Genomic DNA, 18134 nt, shown 5'->3' with positions numbered 1-18134 from the left:
TTAAAACTATGTCAAAAATTAGCATTTATTTAACATCTCTAATTTTTTAAGATTAAAAATTAGCTAATATATCAAAATAAAAATTTTTTACTACCTTCAAGTTCCGCTCGCCTAAACTAAAGTTTTTAGCATCTCGAATATTCTTATCTAGCATCTTAAGGGAATCTTCAATTTCAAATAGAGAAAAAGGCAAAGATTTACCCAGAAGCAAAACTTGAAAATCCCTTAAAGTAATAACTTTATCATCATAAAATATTTTCATTAAAAAATCACTTATAATATCTCTTTTAACATTCAAAAGCACGCAAATAAAAATAATGTCAACCTCTTCTAAAATATCAAACGAAAAAGTATCAACAAATACTTTACTATAAAAACTCTTATTCCACAAATTCGTAATTGGAAATTTCAATTTGGTCAAAAATAAAGTATTGCGGTTCTGTATATAATCATCCCTATTAATACTATAAGCGTTCAAGGTGTAAGTTTTTTTAGTTAAAATATTTTTAAATTCAAGCTGAGCATCAAGACTTAACAATAAGGGATAAAGATCAAAAACAGTATTCTTGTAATAGAAACCATTAGCAATATTAATACTATTTAAATATATTTTATCATTCAATTTTGAAATAAATTCATAAAATAACCTTGGAATGTTTCTCTCTCCAAATTGCAATATTTCATCATAAGTAACACATGGCCCCATTTCTAAAAAATTACTCTTAAGGAAAACTTTTCTCAATCTTTCAAAATTATTAATTAGAAAAAAGTTACTAGAAACTTCCCTCTCCTTAAAAATCTCAAAATTTTTATGAAAATCAAGTTCATTATAAATGATATAATTGCTTGCCTCTTTCCTAAACAAACTAATAAGTGCATTAAAGCTTTCTGGGTAATACACTTTCGTGCCACTCATTTTCTCTCTAACTCTTCTAATTGCAAATAAAGATCTAAAAAAGTATTAACATCAATACAATGACACTTCAATGTATTGTAATATCCTAAAATATCCATTCTAATTATTACCTTATTTTTTAAAAAATAGTAAAATAATAATGCATTAGATGCGAAACAATTTGTACAAAACCCGAAATCATTCTTTAATAAAACTTTAAGCAAATTCTCATAAAAGACTGTATTCTCTAACCCATCAATAGTCACTATGTTACGACCATTTAACATAAAAGCTGGGACTAAAGATGCATATACAGGTTTCCAATCTAAAAGTACCAAAGAAAAGTTATTATTAATATTTTCAATGAAACCTCTCTCTCTTGAATAAAAAATACTTATTAAAAGCTCTCTAGTGCTTAAAGAAAGCCCTATGCTTTTTGAAAGAGTTTCTCCATTTAAATTAAAGTTAATTAGTATCAATTCGTACACTCCAACTATTTAAAGTATCTTCACGATCAATAGGAGTACTACCTAAATTAAAGTCAAAAACTTGGATTAAAGCTGTTCTAATTGCAGAAACGGATGCAATAAATAAGCCCCTAAAAGAGAACACAAACTCACCATCTTCAATAAAATCAAGCCCTAAGGAATCAGCAATATCATAATTAATATTTCCAAAAACATAGTCAACTGCCAAGCTAAAAACTGAACATGCTCGTTTATTATTTAATCTAAGCTTAACAAGTTTACCCTGCTCAACAAAAAAACTTACATTGCTAAATGTAACATTAAAAGAATGTATTTCTACATCAATCTCAAGAGAACATGCAAGACTAAATCTATTATCCATATTCGAAATAAAGCCTTGGTTAACTACAACAGGATATTCTCCTTTAAAATCTTCACCAATTATCGAAAAAAGATTATCTTTTAAAGCCAAAACTTCTCTTTCAATGAAATAGGATTCTTTGATCAATATATCATAAATCCCAATATTATCTCTGAAGACATCGCTAACAATAAAATTTACACTATTATAAGATATCCTAAAAGTCCTAGCTAAAGTATTCCTTAAATAATTCATTAAATTAGCATCTATCATACTATAAGGAATAAATATATCCAATTTATCCTTATGCAAACTCATAAAAACAGTTTGCTTGCTTCCTAAAAAGGTAGAGTCTAGATTTAAAAAGGCAAATCCTACACCTTTTCTTCTCGCATCAAAAATACTATATTTATTATTTAAACTTATAGAAGATGACTTTCTCATTATAGAATTTTTTAAATTAATCCTCTCAAAAATCTTCAAAAAAATATTATACTCATTTTTAATATGATTTAATAAATAACTAAGAGGTTCAACTGACAAACTTACGGCAATATTATAAAAGTTTGAATAAATAAAATTATAAATAGATGTTTCAAATAACAAATGATTGTTATAAAAAAACACAGCATCACTCCTAGTTTCTACAAAATTAATATGTACATACAAATCGAAAAATAAATTATCAAAAATCTGCTTGAGATAGTCCAAATAAAATTTATATAAAAAATTCAATGGTCTGTTAATTTCAAGATCTAGCATAATTTTTGAGAGCCTATTTTCTGTCGACAAACAATTAACAGCTGAAAACTTCAAGCTCAGAGCTTTCGACATTAAAAAATGCCTTTTATAATAAACGATATTAACCCTTCGTTTGAGTTTATTAGCAATTATTATACCCTGTAAAACAGCATTAAAGACAATCGGAAATAGAGCATTAATACAACCACTACCCCAAGGATTGACAATTATTTTATCCCTACTAATACAAAAATTATCACTAATAATCTGATTTAAAAGTGAAATATTATCAAGGTCTGCATCAATAATCAAACTATCATCTTTAAAGCAAACTCTAACCAGAAAAGCATCTTTATAATAATTCACATAGTCTGAAAACTCATAATAAGAATTATATAACTTAAACTTATCTACTCCCTTTAATCCTAAATCAGAATAATTATCATTCCGATCAATAGTCTTAAACTCAAAAACAATGCTTTCTTCTGCCTCCAGTAAAGACTCTAAATTCTCAGCATACAACACAAGGGGAATTTGCCCTTCAAAATCTATTTTATTATCAAAAAGTCTCAAATTAAACTCACTAGAATCAACAACATCACTAAACTTTAAGACGATATTGTCCTTATAACTAATACTAAAAATCTGTTCTTTATACTTATCTGAAAGCCTAAAATCCTCAATTATAGAATTCTTAATGTTGCAACAAACTGGTAAGGCCCAAATTTCATCCATATTTTCTAAATTCATAAACAATAAACGAGCTTGAGACGTAAAAAGTTCATAATTTACCTTTTATTTGTATCATTATGGCACAATACTAGCAAAATTACTATTGTAAATACAAGCATACTAAAACTTAATTTTACTAAAATAATCACATCAAAAAGTAAAAACATAGAGCATCACAGACCAGAAGCAGTGTTACATTAATTATAAATACTGCTTTTGATAAATTTAGCAAACTATGGTAATATCAAATTATAAAAATAGATAAGGTATTTTATGGAGAAAGGTAAAAAGATAATTCCAATGCTCTTTAAAATTTTTGTACTATTCCCATGTACATTACTCTTTGGAGAGACTAAAATTAATACAGCTGAGAATATAATAAGCTACTCAGCGATCCACATTCCCAAAGAAGATTTAAGCAAAGATTTTCAAAGTGGAAAAGAAGAAACTAACATTGAAAAGACAAACCCTAAAAAGGATACAAAAGTATCCAACCATAACAAAAATAGCACCTCAGAAGACAGCTCCTCAAACAAACTTAATCTCAACACAGCAAATACATCAAGTGAGGAATCAAATAAACTTGAATTTAAAGATCTGGAACAGCTTCAAAGACTAGATAAAAAAAGAGGGGCAAACAATAACTTTCAAAACAAAGAATTACAATATCCACAAAGTTTAAGACCGAAAAAATTACATTCGGAAAAATCAAACATAGATGATTTAAAGCGCAAAATTGAAAGTTACGAGAACAAAATTGAAAGCATAGAAAGTCTTTTAAGCACCCAAAACATAGAATCAATTAAAAAAAAGACTGAGGAATATGAAGCTATAACAAAAATCTTAAAAGAAGAAATTGAAGAGATAAAAAATCTAATCAACAAAAAAGAAGACCTATTAGATCATAAATTACAACCAAAAGACTATACTTATCAAAACGAGCAAGAATATGGTTACAATCAAAACGAACATATACTACCTAGTCGAGTGTATCGTTATCCAGCTGAAGAGAACACATACAATAGGGAACAAAAGTATTTGCATTCAGAAGCGCAAGTAATAAATGAGCTCGACAACAGAATCATTAATAATGAAGGTGCTATCAACAATAATGCTTATATATTAAATGAGCTAGACAACAGAATCATGAGCAATGAAGATGCTCTACTCGCACTTCAAAAAGAATTAAGAGATTTACAAAAGAACAACAATGCACATAATAATTTAGAAAATATTGGTACCAATTTAGCTTCAATAGAGAGAATAATAAATGAATTAAAAGGAAGAATTGCAAAAAATGAAGAATCGTACAAAGAAAATGAAGATGAAATTAATAGAAAAAAAGAAAAAATAAGCACACTAGAGAGAAGACTTACAGAGAATGAAAATATCATACGAAAACTTCAACAAGAACTAGTAGCCTCCCAAAATGAAGACGAAATTAATAGAAAGAAAGAGAAAGTAAGCACACTAGAGAGAAGACTTACAGAGAATGAAAATACCATACGAAAACTTCAACAGGAACTAGTAGCCTCCCAAAATAGAGACCTCGTGATAAAAGAGAGCTTGGAATCAAAAGACAAGAAAGTAAATAAAGATCCAAAAGGAAACCTTGATAAAAATCCCTTAAAACAAAATAAAATAGCAACTATGAAATCCCTTCCCAAAGAAGATACAACAACTCATAAAAGTACCAAAAAAATAACCGGAATAAAAACTGCCGACTTTAGAGTGTATCCTGATGTATATTCAAACAATTATAACTTTAAAGAAAAAAGTAACGAGTTTGCATTCAAACAATCTAATAGATATTATATTGAAATAGAACCAACAAAAAATTTACATAGAGCAAAAGAAATTTACAAACTAATCTCAAAACATCACATCAAAACCCATTTCATTAGTCCATCACTTAAACACAAAGAAGCTTTTTTTAGAAACTTAATAGAAGTAGACAATATCAATAAAATGGGCAGTCTATATAAAAATCTAGAATCCGAATTTAAAGGCATAAAAGTAATAAAATAAATCTAATCATCTAAATTTAAGGATGCTTTAATATCATCAAGGCTGACAATTTTAATGCCTAACTCTTTAGCTCTCTTAACTTTCGATCCAGACTTGTCCCCAACAAGTAAAAAATCTAAACTTCTCGTAACTGAGCTGTTAAAAATGGCACCTTCTTTAGTAAACTTCTCAATAAGGGTATGCCTAGAATACTCTTGGAAAGACCCTGTAATACAAAATTTCTTACCAAATAAAAAGGCGATGTTTAAAGAATAATCAGTAGCATTACCTTCTTCCATCTTAAATCCTATCTCTTTAAAAAAGTTGAATTTATTAAGAATAGCATCATCGTTAAATGATTCAATAATATTTAAAGCTATCCTCTCCCCTATTCCCTTGATCTTTAAAAGCTCTGCAAGAGCTCCCTCTTTATCTTTGCAAAGAATACTAATTGCATCAAATGAGTTTAAATTGTTAGCAATTAATAATGCTACTGTGTTCTCCCCAAGTTCCTTAATTCCCATACCAAGAAGCAGCTTTCTAAATGGTTTTTTTTTACTATTTTCAATTGAGCTTTTGAAACTATCTATTCTCTTAAGCTTAAAGCCCTTCATATTAGCAAGCTTATCAAAATCAAAAGTATAAAGATCCATCTCTGAATATATAAAATTCATTTTAAAAAGGAACTCAATTGTTTTCTCTGAAAATCCTGTAATATCCATGCATTTCTTACTGCAAAAATACTTTATTTGCTCAATGATTCGGGAATTACAGTCTCTATTCATACAAAAAAGGTGAGCACCCTCTCTGATTAAAGACATACCGCATGAAGGACAAGTATGTGGAATTTTAAAACTACCAACTGAAAGTTTTTCTACAACTGATTCAACGGCAGGAATTACATCGCCACGCCTTGAAATTGAAACAACATCTCCAACATTTAAACCAATAGAATCTATATAATCTTGATTGTGCAGAGTTGCATTAGTGATAAAGGCTCCAGCAACAAGGACCCTCTCGACGTATGCAACAGGCGTGATCTTACCACTTCGTCCAACTTGAACGAAAATATCAATCACCCTGCTAATACTTGCAAGAGACTCAAACTTATAGGCTATCGACCACTTCGGATGATGAGAAGTATACCCTAACGTCTCCCTTAAAATAAAATTATCAACTTTAAGTACGACACCATCAATTTCATATTCGAAAAATTCTCTTTTATCCATTATTTCTTTCACATAACTAATAACATCTTCTTCTAAGCTTGTGCCAACAAAAAATTTAAACAAAGGATTTACTTTAAATCCCAATTTTTTAAGTTCATCAAAAGCATCATGATTTGTATTCAATTCTAAACTCGAATATAAAACATCATAAACAAAAATATCTAAAGGGAAATTAGAAACCTCCCGACTATTCACTCTTCTAAGTATACCTGAGGCTAAATTTCTAGCATTAATATAAGGTTTTCCAAACGTTTTATTTATTTTTAAAAAATTTTCCTTCGAGATATAAATCTCACCCCGTAACACTAACTCAACCCCTTTATCAATAAATAAAGGAATATTTTTAATTGTTCTAATATTTTCAGTAACATCATTGCCAACCTTTCCATCCCCTCTAGTCAAAGCTTTATCAAGTATTCCATCTTTATAGTAAAGAACAATCGAACACCCATCAATTTTTGGCTCAACCGAGATACCATTAGAAAGTTCTAAGCTAGAGCCCTCTAATCCCACTCTTTGAATCCACGACAATAATCCCTTAGTATCATAAGCCTTATCTAAACTCAATATAGGAAAAGCATGTTCAACTTCTTTAAAGCTATTTAAAAGATCGCTCCCAAATCTAAGAGTAGGGGAATCTGGAGTTTTGTATTCAGGGTATTTGTTTTCCAACTCTTGAAGTCGCAAAAGAGCTTTATCATAAGTCAAATCACCTACACTCGGTGAAGAATCAACATAATATTCTTTATTCCATTTTCTGATTAATCTTTTCAAAGATAAAATTTCGTCTTCTATATTTCTGCTCATAAATTTGGTATCAAACTTACTAAAAAATGCACAATATATTTTAACAAAATATTGCAAATAGTAAAAAATATCATCCTTTAAAAGACAAGAATAAAAGACAAATCCTAGTAAAATAAAAGCCACTTAATAACAAATTTGTTCGAAAAAAGTAGATCTTCTTTAAGACTTAAGAAAAATACACCTTTAAAAATTGAATTCAACCTTTTAGAAAGTTAAAAATTAAATAACTCAAAATAAAGTTTATAATTCAATAACGAAAATACATTTTTTAAAGCAAAAGACTTGAGTAATAAACGAATTCATCTTAAAATCTAAAGAAAAAGAACAAAATAGATAACTATGAATTACATCAAAATCAAATAAGGAGTTGGGATTGAAAGAAAATAGGAAAGCCTTAATAGTTGATGATTCTATTTTTATGCGAAAAAAATTAATCAAAATACTAAAGAAATTAGGCTTTAAAGAATTTTTTGAAGCAGAAGACGGAACTCAGGCTATTCAAGAATTTGAAAAGCAAGACGAATTTGACCTAATAACTCTTGATATTACAATGATGGGAATGGATGGTATGACAGCTCTTGAGAAAATAAAGGAAGTTAACAATAAGCTTTCAAGAAAAGTTAATATCTTAATGGTTACAGCAGTTGGAAAGCAAGAACTAATGACAAGAGCTTTGGAACTTGGTGCTAAGGGATATATTATAAAACCTTTCAGAGAAGATCAAATAGTAGATCAAATAAAAACATTAAACTAGGAGAAAATTCTTGATAGTAAAAGAAGACATATACAAAAAAACACAGATCAACACATCAAGCCCCCTTTCAATACTGGTAATGCTTTATGAGAAAGCAATACAAGATCTAGAAATTGCTAAAGAATTTTACCAAAAAGAAGATTCAAAAAGCATAGTACAAGCTGATGAAAAAGTTTACCATGCACAAGACATACTTATTGAATTGATGTCTACACTAAATTTTGAAGATGGTGGTGACATTTCTAACAATTTATTCTCAATATATTCCTTTCTAAATAAAGAATTAGAAAAGGTTACATTAGAAAAAAACAGAGATATCATTCAAGATGTACTAAAGCATCTTAAAAATTTGCACACAACCTGGAAAAAGCTGCTTAAAAAGGATAATAACATCAATAACAAGAAATTAGGAATTAATATTGTCAGCTAGTCAAATACTAAATAAATATTTAAGCGATTTAATACTTGAACTTGAAAAATTAAAAACCATCCTAGAATTTGAAAATGAAAAAATCAATCAAGGATTAATAGATATACTAAACCTTACAAATCCACAAAAGGAGTTAATCTTAAATTCAATAAAAAATTATTATCTAACCATAAACTCATGGTTAAAGATACAAGGACAGATCCAAGAAGAGTCTGAAAAATTAATAGAAGATGCTACCTACTTAAGGGGAGAAATATGCAACATATATCAAAATGAATACACAAACTTGATAGCACTCTTTGAACAGAAGTCAAGAAGACCAAAGATAAAATTCTCTAAAAGTCTTTTTAAATACAATAATCCAACCCTAGTAGACGTTAAAATATGAAAACAATTTATCTCATCGATGCACTAAACATAATATTTAGAAGTTACCATGTAATGAAGAATAATCCTTTAATAAATAGAAACGGTGAAAATACTAATGCATTCATTGGATTTTTCAAAACTCTTTTTTTTATCATAAAAGATAAAAAACCTGAAAGCTTAATTGTAAACTTTGATTCAGAGACTCAAACCTTCAGGAAACAAAAACACCCAAGCTACAAAGCAACAAGAGACGCTCCTCCTGATGATCTAATTCCTCAAATCTATTGGATAAAAGAAGGTTTAATGAAAGCAAATATTCCAATGTTTGAGATACAAGGGTATGAAGCTGATGATCTTATAGCCAGCTTTTCAAAAAAAGCAGAGGCAAATAATTATTTAAGTTACATCATCTCTCCAGACAAAGACTTATTACAAATGATGTCAGATCAAACTAAAATACTTAAACTCGAAAATGGTAACTTTATTGAAATGGATAATGATTATGTAATCAAAAAATTTGGCGTAAATAAATCTCAAATCAAAGATTATTTATCCATTGTTGGCGACAGGTCAGATAACATACCAGGTGTCAAAGGAATTGGTGAAAAAGGAGCTGTAAAGCTCTTAAGTGAATTTAAGACATTAAATGGAATATACGAAAACCTAGATTCTATCCAGCAGACATACAAAGAAATTTTAATAAGGGAGAAAGAAAATGCCTTCTTAAGCTATGAACTCGTCAGTCTCGTAGAAGATCTAGAATTGCCAGACCTTGAAGAATTTAAGCTGGAAAATTTGAAAGAAGATATTATTCCATTATTTGAAGAACACTCTGCCACAACATTAATCCATTCCTATAAAAAGGATATATTAAAAAAATCACCTATAAATCCAGCGCAAATATCGCTCTTTCAAGATAATATTCCAAATATAAATAAGTCAGACCTGGAGATTTTAAAAACAATAGATCCATTAAAATCAAACACTTTAAAAACAATACAAGAAGAAAATATTAAATATGAAACAATAGTAACCAAAGAACGACTTGACTCGCTAATAGAAACATTAAAAGCAGAAAAATATGTAGCAATAGATACAGAAACAACTTCTCTTGATGTTTATAAAGCAAAAATAATTGGAATTGCCGTTTCGTTTAAAGAATTTGAAGGTTATTATATCCCAATAGATAATAAAGAAAAAAATTTTATTGAAAAAAAATACATAATACAAAAATTTAATGAATTTTTTAAAGTAGTCCCTAAATTAATTGGTCAAAATTACAAATTCGATTACAAAATTTTGAAAAATAATGGATTTACTGTGATTCCTCCCTACTTTGACACAATGATAGCAGCATACATTATTGACTCAAACACAAAAGTGTCTCTTGATTTTCTAGCAGAAAAGTATTTAAAGCATCAAAATATCAAGTACGATGAAATAGTGGGACAAAATCGTAGTTTAAGAAACGTACCACTTGAGATAGTATCTAATTACGCTGTTGAGGATGCCGATATTACTTTAAGGCTATTTAAAATATTTACAAAGAAGCTTAAAAAAGACAACCTTGAAAGCTTAATGACAGACATAGAAATGCCATTTAATGATGTACTTACGGAGATGGAAGAAACTGGCATTTACCTTGACAGAGAATACCTAAGGGAATATGGCTGCGAACTTGACAAAGAATTAAATTTAATTGAAGAGCAAATAATTAAAAGTATAGGTATTGAATTTAATCTAAATTCAACAAAACAGCTTTATGAAATCTTATTTGAAAACCTAAACCTAGAAATACCACAAGACGCCAAGAAAGACTCAACAGATATCACGGTGCTAGAGACAATAAAAGACCAACATGAAGCTATAGAAAAGCTCATACAGTACAGACATCTTTCAAAGCTAAAAAATACATACACAGACAATTTAATAGATCTTATCAATAAAAAAACAAATAAAATACATACAAACTTCTTACAAACAAGAACCGCAACTGGAAGAATCTCGAGCACTACACCTAACTTACAAAATATCCCAATCAAAGATGAAAGGGGGCGTAAAATAAGGGAAGCCTTCAGACCAGAGCAGGGAAATATTTTCATTTCATCTGACTACTCACAAATTGAGCTTGTCATACTAGCTCATCTTTCAGAAGATGAAGAACTAATCAAAGCATTCCAAACTCAAAAAGACATTCATGCAGAAACAGCATCACAACTTTTTAAAATAGATAAGGATCAAGTAACACCTTATTTAAGAAGAGTAGCAAAATCAATTAATTTTGGAATAATTTACAAAATGTCAGATTTCAGACTTGCAAAAGAATTGTCAATCAAAAGAGAAGAAGCCAAAAAGTTCATTGATTCATACTTTAAGCTTTATTCTAAAATAGAACCTTTTATGACAAATCAAATAAATTTTGTAAGAAAAAATGGTTATAGCGAAACTCTACTAAAGAGAAGGCGATACATAAAAGAGATCAATAGTAAAAATTACTCAGAAAGATCAGGAGCTGAGCGAATAGCAATAAACAGTACAATTCAAGGAAGCGCGGCTGATATAATGAAAATTGCGATGATTAAAGTTTTTAATGAATTTAAAAGTAAAAATCTTAAGTCAAAAATACTATTACAAGTTCATGATGAGATGCTTATCGAATCGCCTGAGCAAGAATGTGATGAGGCAAAGAAAATAATAAAAGAAATGATGGAAAATGCTTATCCTTTAAAACTTCCTTTAAGAGCAAATATTGAGACTGGAAAATCATGGGGAGAGATGCATATATAATTATTGGCATCACTGGCAGAATAGCCACTGGTAAAGATACGGTTTCAAAAATAATTAGTAGTGAATATGGATTTCATGAAATAAATGTAGATAAAATTGGACACACAGCACTACGCGTAAAACAAGATGAAATAATCAAGGTATTTGGTAAAACCATATTAAACAATAAAAATGAAATAGAAAGAGCGAGACTTAGAAATATCGTATTTAACTTGAAACCAAATCTAGCAAAATTAGAAGCAATAACACATCCCTTTATATACACAAAAGTAGAAAGAGAAATATCGCAAGGTACATTTAATAAAATTATAATAAATGCTGCGTTACTTTTTAAATTAAATCTTGCAAAATTCTGTAGGTATATATTTATAATAAAAGGAAGCGATGCCGTAATAAAGAAAAGATTAAAGGCACATCGCAACTTTGATGAAAATTTAATTATAAATATTCTTAAATGTCAAGAAGGTATTTTTTTTAAAAAAAATACTCTAAATTCCAAAATAACAAATATAATTAATAATGGTAGCTATGAGCATCTAAAAAAAGAGATTGCCATAAAAATGAAAGAGGTAATATAATGAAAGATTCGGATGAAAATAACAACAAGGGATTCTTAGTAGCATTAACTTCAATTATAGCCGTTTGTACAATTATATTCCTTGGAATAATTATTTTCTTTCCAAATAAAAATCTAGCATCTGACATTGCGAGTAAAAATATTATTTTACAAGAAATAAAAGATGAAAAAGTTTTAGATAAGAAAAATGACGAAGACACCTTAAACATAACTGACAATTCAAATGAAATTATAATTGACCTTACAAAAGAAATCAATAAAGATAAAAGCTTGAGCAGTGATTTAAATAATAAAACCCCTATTAGGAAACAAGAATCACAAGCCATCAAACAATCCAGCACAAATATAGTAACGCTTCAGAAACCAAAAACAATTGCAAAGACTAAAAAAACAACAAAAGCTCAAAATAAAAATAGCCTTGAGAATAAATATGACCCTAGCAAAGAATACTATATACAATATGCATCACTATCAGACCCAATTTCTGCTGATAATAATATTCAGGAACTAATGAAATACAAAATAAATGCAAAAATCTATTCAGCCACAGTAAATGATAAAGACCTCTACAGAGTCAGATCTGGTCCTTACAAAACCATCTCAGAAGCAAAATTAGATCTTAAAAAAATATCAAGGTTAAGCTCGTTTAAAGAAGCCTATATATTAACTATTAATAAATAAATCAAAATTAGAAACATACTTTTGATATTTCTCTAAATAACGTTCATGAGCACTAGTGCTAAAGGGTATTACCTGGTTAAGTTTAGCAATTTTTTTAAATGCCGTCTCCAAGCTCTCAAACTCTCTTAAGGCACAGAAAGCCAAAATCGCATTTCCGATAATCTCTGAATGTTTAAATTCAAAAATCGTTAAATCTCTACCAATAATATTAGCTTTTAGCTCATTTAAAAACAAATTATCTGAATTGGAACCACTCACAACAATATCTAAGACTTCTTTCTTAAAAGATCTAAGCTGTAATATTCTATTATAAAAGGAAAAATAAGAAGACTCCAAGATTGCAATTCCCATATGTAGCGGATTATCTAATTTCCCAAAAATACCTTTACTTAAATTCTCTCTTACTGTTGCATCTACTAAAATATGGTCAGAGAAAAGCTCTCTCTTGTTTGGATAAAAATAAATATCATCCAAATCATTTACTTTAGAAATTGCTTCAAAAAATTTTTTAAAAGACCTGTCTCGTTTAAAAAATCTATCCTTAAGCAATTGCATTAAATATCCAGAAGGAACTATTCTTCCAATAATGAACAAGCCATCTAAAAAGTAAGGATATTCTAAAGCAAATCCCAATAAATATGTATCTGAAACAAAATTAAAACCTTCACTTGTACCTGTCCTATTTGATAAAATTCCAGAAAATAATGCTCCACTCCCAATAAGAACACTTAAGTAATCCATGCCTGCATTAATTACTTCTATGCCACTCTTAATACCAAATTCAATACTAGCAGTATCAGTAACCCTGCCAGCACTTTCACCCATCCTTAGGAAAGGAGGAAACTTATTTTTATCAAGATTATACTCTCTTATTTCAATGTCATTCCAAATAAAAGGGATATAAGCTGGACTTGGATAGCTTGTAATGAGATTATCTGTAAGCAAATAAATAAAATATTCAAAGCAAGATACAAAATATCTCACCTTATCATAAATTCCCCTCTCAAGTGTGCTAAGTACAAAAGGCAAAAAGGCTGATTTGCCCCTAAACTTACCAACCACCTTAGAAGAGTTCCAGTGCAACACTTCTAATGGAATTAAATCTGAATCAAGAGCTATTAGACATGGAGAAATACCGCTAATAGAAATACAATCTATTTTTTTATCTCTAAAACTAGAAATTGCCCTCTTTAAAGCAAAGATCCATATCTTATAATCAAAGTTTTCAAAATCAACATTAAAATAATCAAAATAACTTATATCACAACTCTTCAAAACCCCATAATGAGAATTAATTAAAGCAGATTTCAAAGTACTAGTACCAATATCAATACTTAGCACATTCATAAAACTAACGCTTAGAAATTAAATTCTGAATATCATGACTTCTATCAAGAATTTTTTGCAAACTAATTCTATTATGTATTGCAAAAATTGCACCCGCAAAAAGATGTGAAACATTAGCCTCATAATACCAAGGTTTATTTATAACTTCATAATCATGATAAACAGCATTTGTTCCGATTATCTTATAAAAATACCCTTCCTCATAAGCTTTATCAAAATATCTGATTGCATCCCCATTAAAAAACGGTAAACTTATTGCACATATAATCTTTTTAGCTCCCATATTTTTAAGTAGCTTCATAGCCTTAATAAAAGTTCCTCCAGTAGCTAAAATATCATCACTCATAAATACATTCTTACCCTCAACATCTCCTAAAAGCTTAGTAACAGAAATATTAGAATCGCTAACACTATGTGTTACCTTTGAATAATCTCTTTCTTTATAAAGTAAAGCTAAGGGTCTCTTAAGATTAGATGCAAAAAACTTATTTCTATTAACAGCTCCTGTATCAGGCGAAACAACGACTAAATTTGAATCCCCAATATCTATTAGCTCAGCCAAAGCCTCAAAAATTTCATAAGATACATTTAAATTTTCAAAATATGTCTTCCTAAAAACATTCTCAATAGCTTTTGAATGAATATCTAATGTCAAAATATGTTTAACTCCCAATTCCTCTAAAAATCTCCCGAAAAGACTTGCTGTTAACCCTTCTCTTGAATGTTTTTTATCCTGTCTTGAATAAGGATACGAAGGAATAATAACACTCACAGAATTAGCCTTAGCTTGCATGCATGCATCTATTGTAGTCATCAAAGTCATTATATGATCGTTGATAGTCATTATCATTTTGTCATTACTATTTACATCAACTGGAAAAGTGTTAGAAACATCCTGAACAATAAAAATATCTTTATTTCTTATAGTTTTTAAAATCTCAGCCTTAAATTCACCATTAGCAAATTTAATAAACTTGACAGGAATTTCCATATCCTCATTATCCCTTAAATTAGAGAATTCAAGTCCTTCCAAAAAAGGAGGTAAAATTCCCTCAAGTTTTAAAATATCTTCTTTTAAACAATTAGAAGTTTGCGAAATTTTATTAATAACTTGATTCTCGGTACCTAAAAATATTTTTTTAAACTCTTCCATTATTTTATCCGCAAATACTCTTCCACCAGGGCAGGCAATAATCCCTATTGATTTTTTAATAAGTAAACTCAATTTTAAAACTCCCTACTTTAAATAAAAAATCTTTACTTCATTCTACATTAATACAAATAAAATTTACATAAATTAAAAGAAGGTTCTTAAAGTTAATACAATAAAAACCTTCTTTACTAGTAAATTTTAAAAAATTAGTTAATAACACATATGCTAAAATTAATATAAGAATTTGTTTGCTGTCTATTATAAAATTCCAAACTCAACACCTAAACCAACCTTAAAGTCAGAAAATTCTTCCTTCTTAATATTCCAACTGTAATATGCCTCAAGCATCAAGAAAGAAAATGTAAGTCTTGTCCCCAAATCCCAAGCAAATATACCAAGGTCATTTAAGATAGATTTTTCCCTAGCAGTAGCTATATTAACTCTAGGTCCGGTAAAGAATGCAATAGCTCCAATAAAAAAATCTAACCTTGTATAAAATCTAGGCTCAATAGCCGCAATAAATGAAAAGCTATCATTTAATTTTCCAGTACGATTGATTGCTTTAAATAAATTAAAATCAAATCCAAGTTCAAACCCAAGTGACAAAAGATGATCAAATCTTGCTCCCATTTGAGCATGACCTCCATAACCAAACCCAGCTTTAGCAATATTAACCATATCGGCAAAGTCCTGAACTACCTTGTCTCTATCCACACTATTTAGTTTTTCACCTATATCTAAAGCTGTATTATAAAAGTTTGAAATAGTACTAACTGGCAAGCCTATTCCAAATCCAAGATTAAATTCAAAAGTAGTTCCTGAAAAAACATTGCTTGCAATAGCAAGCAAGCTTACTATCAAAATTTTTGTTCTCATAAAGCCTAACCCTCCTAAAATATGCACATCAATCTCATGATATACCAGCTATAAAGTCATTATACCACAAAAATTATCTTTAGACTCAATCCTCTAATATGGAAGATACTATCTCGCTTGCATTAGATGGCACTGAATAATTCAATTCCTTATATTTTAAGATATATTTCTTTGCATTCTCTTTATCATTTAAAGAATGATAAATGTAGAAAATATTAAACAATGCTTCCTTATTAGCAGGAGCTATTTCTAAAGTATGCAAATAAAACTTTAAAGCCTCTTCTAGATTATCCTGTTTAAAAAACAAATAAGCTTTTAAATTAATCAACAAAATATTACTAGGATCACTTTCCAACAAAGAAGTAAGTCTTATCTCAGCCTCAGAGTACTTCTTTAAATTTACGTAAGCCAAAACAAAATTATAACTAGATGCACCATTTAAATCAGAATTAAACTGAATAGATTTTTCATATAGTGATACAGAAGCCTGATTATTCCCAAGATCCTCATTTAATTTACCAAGCTTATAATACTCATCTGAGATAGCTTGATATTCTCTAGAAAGAGTATTACAAGATAATACAAAACAAAAAGATAAAAAAAATGGCACCTTATACATAAAATAAAACTCTGACCGTACTATCCAATAATAGGATAAACATTATAAATTAAAATAAAATATTAAACAAACATAAGCACCTAAATAATTATTGGGATCTCAAAACCAAGTCCAAATCGTAAGTCTCTATATTGAAAATCACTAACAGAAAAAAGCACTGATGATTCCAAATTAAGGAAAGCTAATCTTAATCTAGCCCCTGTCTCAATAACATGAAAAGGATTGATTACCCTACCCTTACCAATTAAATTTCCCACATAAATAGGATCTACCACTAAAGACTTGTCGCCAAAACCTGTAAACAAAGTAGCAGCTATATAATAAATATCATATTTAATGAAAAGCCTTGGCATTACTCCCAAGCCCAAAGAAACAGAAGAAGAATCTCTTAAAAATTCAAGATTAGGCATAATTGTTCTACCAAGATTCATACCAAATCCAAGCTCAAATCCATAATAAAAATCACTGCTCACAATAGGAAGTCCAACCTGAAAATAACCCTGAAAACCAACACTAAACAAAGGTGACAACTTATTTCTAAAAGCATCATTTAACACACTGCCTGGCTGAGAAATTTCATCTAATAGCTGTAAAAAATCATCTGAACTACCAATTCCAAATTCATCCAACTGCTTAAATATAATCTCCTTAAGCTCAACAGCATGCTCTGTTGTTTCGCCTAAATGAGACAAAAAATTTTGAACACCAAATCCAGCTCCATCTAACTTTTGAACTAAAGCCTCCGGACTTAAATTACTTAAATCAAGAAAAAATCCCCTAAGTGCATCAATATTTCCCAGAATCGAACTAACATCCTTTAAAGAAGATAAATCTATTGCCAAAACATCATTTATTTGTGCATTACTTCTTAATTTATTCTGTAAATCATTAATAGCATTAAAATTTTCCTGATAAGAACCATAAACATTCACTGTGCTATTAGCAAGTGCATTAAAGCGGGGAATAACTTGATTTTTAAAATTACTCAAAGTAGAAAACAAGCCTAAACTTAACCACTTATCCACAACCGTCCCAGTGCCTCTATTAAATAATAAAAATGATTCAAGACTAGCTTGAGCACTAAAGCCTACCGAAAAGTAGAAAACCTTAGCAAAAGATGAATTAACGCACAGAAACAAACTTATAATAATTAAACCTTTTTTCATATCTTACACCTTACCAAATAAATTTATAAATATTTAACTATTAATAATATATATCTTATAACAATAAAATCCAATATAATTTTTCTTTTTAATTATATTGGATGCTCCATACTAAAGCCCAAAGAAAAGGCTCCTA

16 protein-coding genes are annotated in these 18134 nt (G+C 29.1%); 7 read left to right on the top strand and 9 right to left on the bottom strand.

All coding sequences use genetic code 11. The features are described from left to right. Nucleotides 1–52: 52 nt before the first annotated feature. Genes CR532_RS02915 through CR532_RS02905 form a run of 3 tightly spaced genes read right to left on the bottom strand, consistent with a single transcriptional unit; the run spans nucleotide 53 to nucleotide 3214 of the window. Nucleotides 53–916, bottom strand: coding sequence for an FAD binding domain-containing protein (locus CR532_RS02915; RefSeq protein WP_108729321.1), 864 nt, complete (start codon nucleotides 914–916; stop codon nucleotides 53–55). Further along, nucleotides 913–1374 carry a hypothetical protein gene (locus CR532_RS02910; protein ID WP_108729320.1) on the bottom strand — a complete coding sequence of 154 codons (462 nt, stop codon included), beginning with the start codon at nucleotides 1372–1374 and terminating at the stop codon, nucleotides 913–915. The genes CR532_RS02915 and CR532_RS02910 overlap by 4 nt, the downstream gene beginning before the upstream one ends. Next, nucleotides 1361–3214 (bottom strand): hypothetical protein, encoded by a 1854-nt coding sequence (locus CR532_RS02905; RefSeq protein ID WP_108729627.1) that lies wholly within the window; start codon nucleotides 3212–3214, stop codon nucleotides 1361–1363. The genes CR532_RS02910 and CR532_RS02905 overlap by 14 nt, the downstream gene beginning before the upstream one ends. 255 nt (nucleotides 3215–3469) lie before the next feature. Here CR532_RS02905 and CR532_RS02900 point away from each other — a divergent pair, with 255 nt between their 5' ends. Further along, entirely contained in the window at nucleotides 3470–5224 is a 1755-nt protein-coding gene (locus tag CR532_RS02900) for a coiled-coil domain-containing protein (RefSeq protein WP_108729319.1), read from the top strand. A 2-nt stretch (nucleotides 5225–5226) separates the two neighbouring features. On the opposite strand, the gene ligA is transcribed toward CR532_RS02900, so the two are convergent. Then, nucleotides 5227–7239, bottom strand: a complete 2013-nt coding sequence (gene ligA, locus CR532_RS02895) for an NAD-dependent DNA ligase LigA (RefSeq protein WP_108729626.1) — start codon at nucleotides 7237–7239, stop codon at nucleotides 5227–5229. 373 nt (nucleotides 7240–7612) lie between these two features. Between ligA and CR532_RS02890 the strand changes: the two genes are divergently transcribed. Genes CR532_RS02890 through CR532_RS02865 form a run of 6 tightly spaced genes read left to right on the top strand, consistent with a single transcriptional unit; the run spans nucleotide 7613 to nucleotide 12837 of the window. Next, on the top strand, nucleotides 7613–7993 hold the full coding sequence (locus CR532_RS02890) for a response regulator (RefSeq protein WP_108729318.1): 381 nt from the start codon (nucleotides 7613–7615) through the stop codon (nucleotides 7991–7993). A 10-nt stretch (nucleotides 7994–8003) separates the two neighbouring features. Then, the gene (fliS, locus tag CR532_RS02885) at nucleotides 8004–8423 is read left to right on the top strand and encodes a flagellar export chaperone FliS (RefSeq protein WP_108729317.1); all 420 of its coding nucleotides are present in this window, start codon (nucleotides 8004–8006) and stop codon (nucleotides 8421–8423) included. Next, on the top strand, nucleotides 8413–8811 hold the full coding sequence (locus tag CR532_RS02880) for a hypothetical protein (RefSeq protein ID WP_108729316.1): 399 nt from the start codon (nucleotides 8413–8415) through the stop codon (nucleotides 8809–8811). The genes fliS and CR532_RS02880 overlap by 11 nt, the downstream gene beginning before the upstream one ends. Continuing rightward, entirely contained in the window at nucleotides 8808–11579 is a 2772-nt protein-coding gene (polA, locus tag CR532_RS02875; RefSeq protein WP_108729315.1) for a DNA polymerase I, read from the top strand. The genes CR532_RS02880 and polA overlap by 4 nt, the downstream gene beginning before the upstream one ends. Further along, nucleotides 11558–12157: a dephospho-CoA kinase gene (gene coaE, locus CR532_RS02870; RefSeq protein WP_108729314.1), complete on the top strand. Its 600-nt coding sequence runs from the start codon at nucleotides 11558–11560 to the stop codon at nucleotides 12155–12157. Before polA ends, coaE begins: the two co-directional genes overlap by 22 nt. Continuing rightward, a complete protein-coding gene (locus CR532_RS02865) occupies nucleotides 12157–12837 on the top strand; it encodes an SPOR domain-containing protein (RefSeq protein WP_108729313.1) in 681 nt (226 codons plus the stop codon). Before coaE ends, CR532_RS02865 begins: the two co-directional genes overlap by 1 nt. Here the strand turns inward: CR532_RS02865 and CR532_RS02860 are convergent. The 5 genes from CR532_RS02860 to CR532_RS02840 all read right to left on the bottom strand — a co-directional run bounded on the left by CR532_RS02860 (nucleotide 12820) and on the right by CR532_RS02840 (nucleotide 17998). Beyond that, on the bottom strand, nucleotides 12820–14184 hold the full coding sequence (locus CR532_RS02860; protein ID WP_108729312.1) for an FGGY-family carbohydrate kinase: 1365 nt from the start codon (nucleotides 14182–14184) through the stop codon (nucleotides 12820–12822). The genes CR532_RS02865 and CR532_RS02860 overlap by 18 nt on opposite strands. Before the next feature lie 4 nt (nucleotides 14185–14188). Continuing rightward, a complete protein-coding gene (locus CR532_RS02855) occupies nucleotides 14189–15409 on the bottom strand; it encodes a ribose-phosphate pyrophosphokinase (protein WP_108729311.1) in 1221 nt (406 codons plus the stop codon). A gap of 186 nt (nucleotides 15410–15595) precedes the next feature. Further along, nucleotides 15596–16213: a hypothetical protein gene (locus CR532_RS02850; protein ID WP_108729310.1), complete on the bottom strand. Its 618-nt coding sequence runs from the start codon at nucleotides 16211–16213 to the stop codon at nucleotides 15596–15598. Between the two features lie 85 nt (nucleotides 16214–16298). Beyond that, nucleotides 16299–16832, bottom strand: a complete 534-nt coding sequence (locus tag CR532_RS02845) for a tetratricopeptide repeat protein (protein WP_108729309.1) — start codon at nucleotides 16830–16832, stop codon at nucleotides 16299–16301. Nucleotides 16833–16912: 80 nt separating this feature from the next. After that, on the bottom strand, nucleotides 16913–17998 hold the full coding sequence (locus CR532_RS02840) for a hypothetical protein (protein ID WP_108729308.1): 1086 nt from the start codon (nucleotides 17996–17998) through the stop codon (nucleotides 16913–16915). Nucleotides 17999–18134: the final 136 nt, after the last annotated feature.

Origin of the sequence: Candidatus Borreliella tachyglossi, assembly GCF_003076595.1 — a bacterium.
GTDB lineage: Bacteria > Spirochaetota > Spirochaetia > Borreliales > Borreliaceae > Borrelia > Borrelia tachyglossi.
This window is presented reverse-complemented; position numbering and strand designations above follow the sequence as displayed.

What these genes read in the sequence shown, in the direction of transcription:
- CR532_RS02915 (WP_108729321.1), bottom strand. Translation starts at nt 916, where the DNA reads ATGAGTGGCACGAAAGTGTATTACCCAGAAAGCTTTAATGCACTTATT.
- CR532_RS02845 (WP_108729309.1), bottom strand. Translation starts at nt 16,832, where the DNA reads ATGTATAAGGTGCCATTTTTTTTATCTTTTTGTTTTGTATTATCTTGT.
- CR532_RS02900 (WP_108729319.1), top strand. Translation starts at nt 3,470, where the DNA reads ATGGAGAAAGGTAAAAAGATAATTCCAATGCTCTTTAAAATTTTTGTA.
- ligA (WP_108729626.1), bottom strand. Translation starts at nt 7,239, where the DNA reads ATGAGCAGAAATATAGAAGACGAAATTTTATCTTTGAAAAGATTAATC.
- CR532_RS02850 (WP_108729310.1), bottom strand. Translation starts at nt 16,213, where the DNA reads ATGAGAACAAAAATTTTGATAGTAAGCTTGCTTGCTATTGCAAGCAAT.
- CR532_RS02905 (WP_108729627.1), bottom strand. Translation starts at nt 3,214, where the DNA reads ATGAATTTAGAAAATATGGATGAAATTTGGGCCTTACCAGTTTGTTGC.
- CR532_RS02860 (WP_108729312.1), bottom strand. Translation starts at nt 14,184, where the DNA reads ATGAATGTGCTAAGTATTGATATTGGTACTAGTACTTTGAAATCTGCT.
- CR532_RS02840 (WP_108729308.1), bottom strand. Translation starts at nt 17,998, where the DNA reads ATGAAAAAAGGTTTAATTATTATAAGTTTGTTTCTGTGCGTTAATTCA.
- CR532_RS02865 (WP_108729313.1), top strand. Translation starts at nt 12,157, where the DNA reads ATGAAAGATTCGGATGAAAATAACAACAAGGGATTCTTAGTAGCATTA.
- polA (WP_108729315.1), top strand. Translation starts at nt 8,808, where the DNA reads ATGAAAACAATTTATCTCATCGATGCACTAAACATAATATTTAGAAGT.
- coaE (WP_108729314.1), top strand. Translation starts at nt 11,558, where the DNA reads ATGGGGAGAGATGCATATATAATTATTGGCATCACTGGCAGAATAGCC.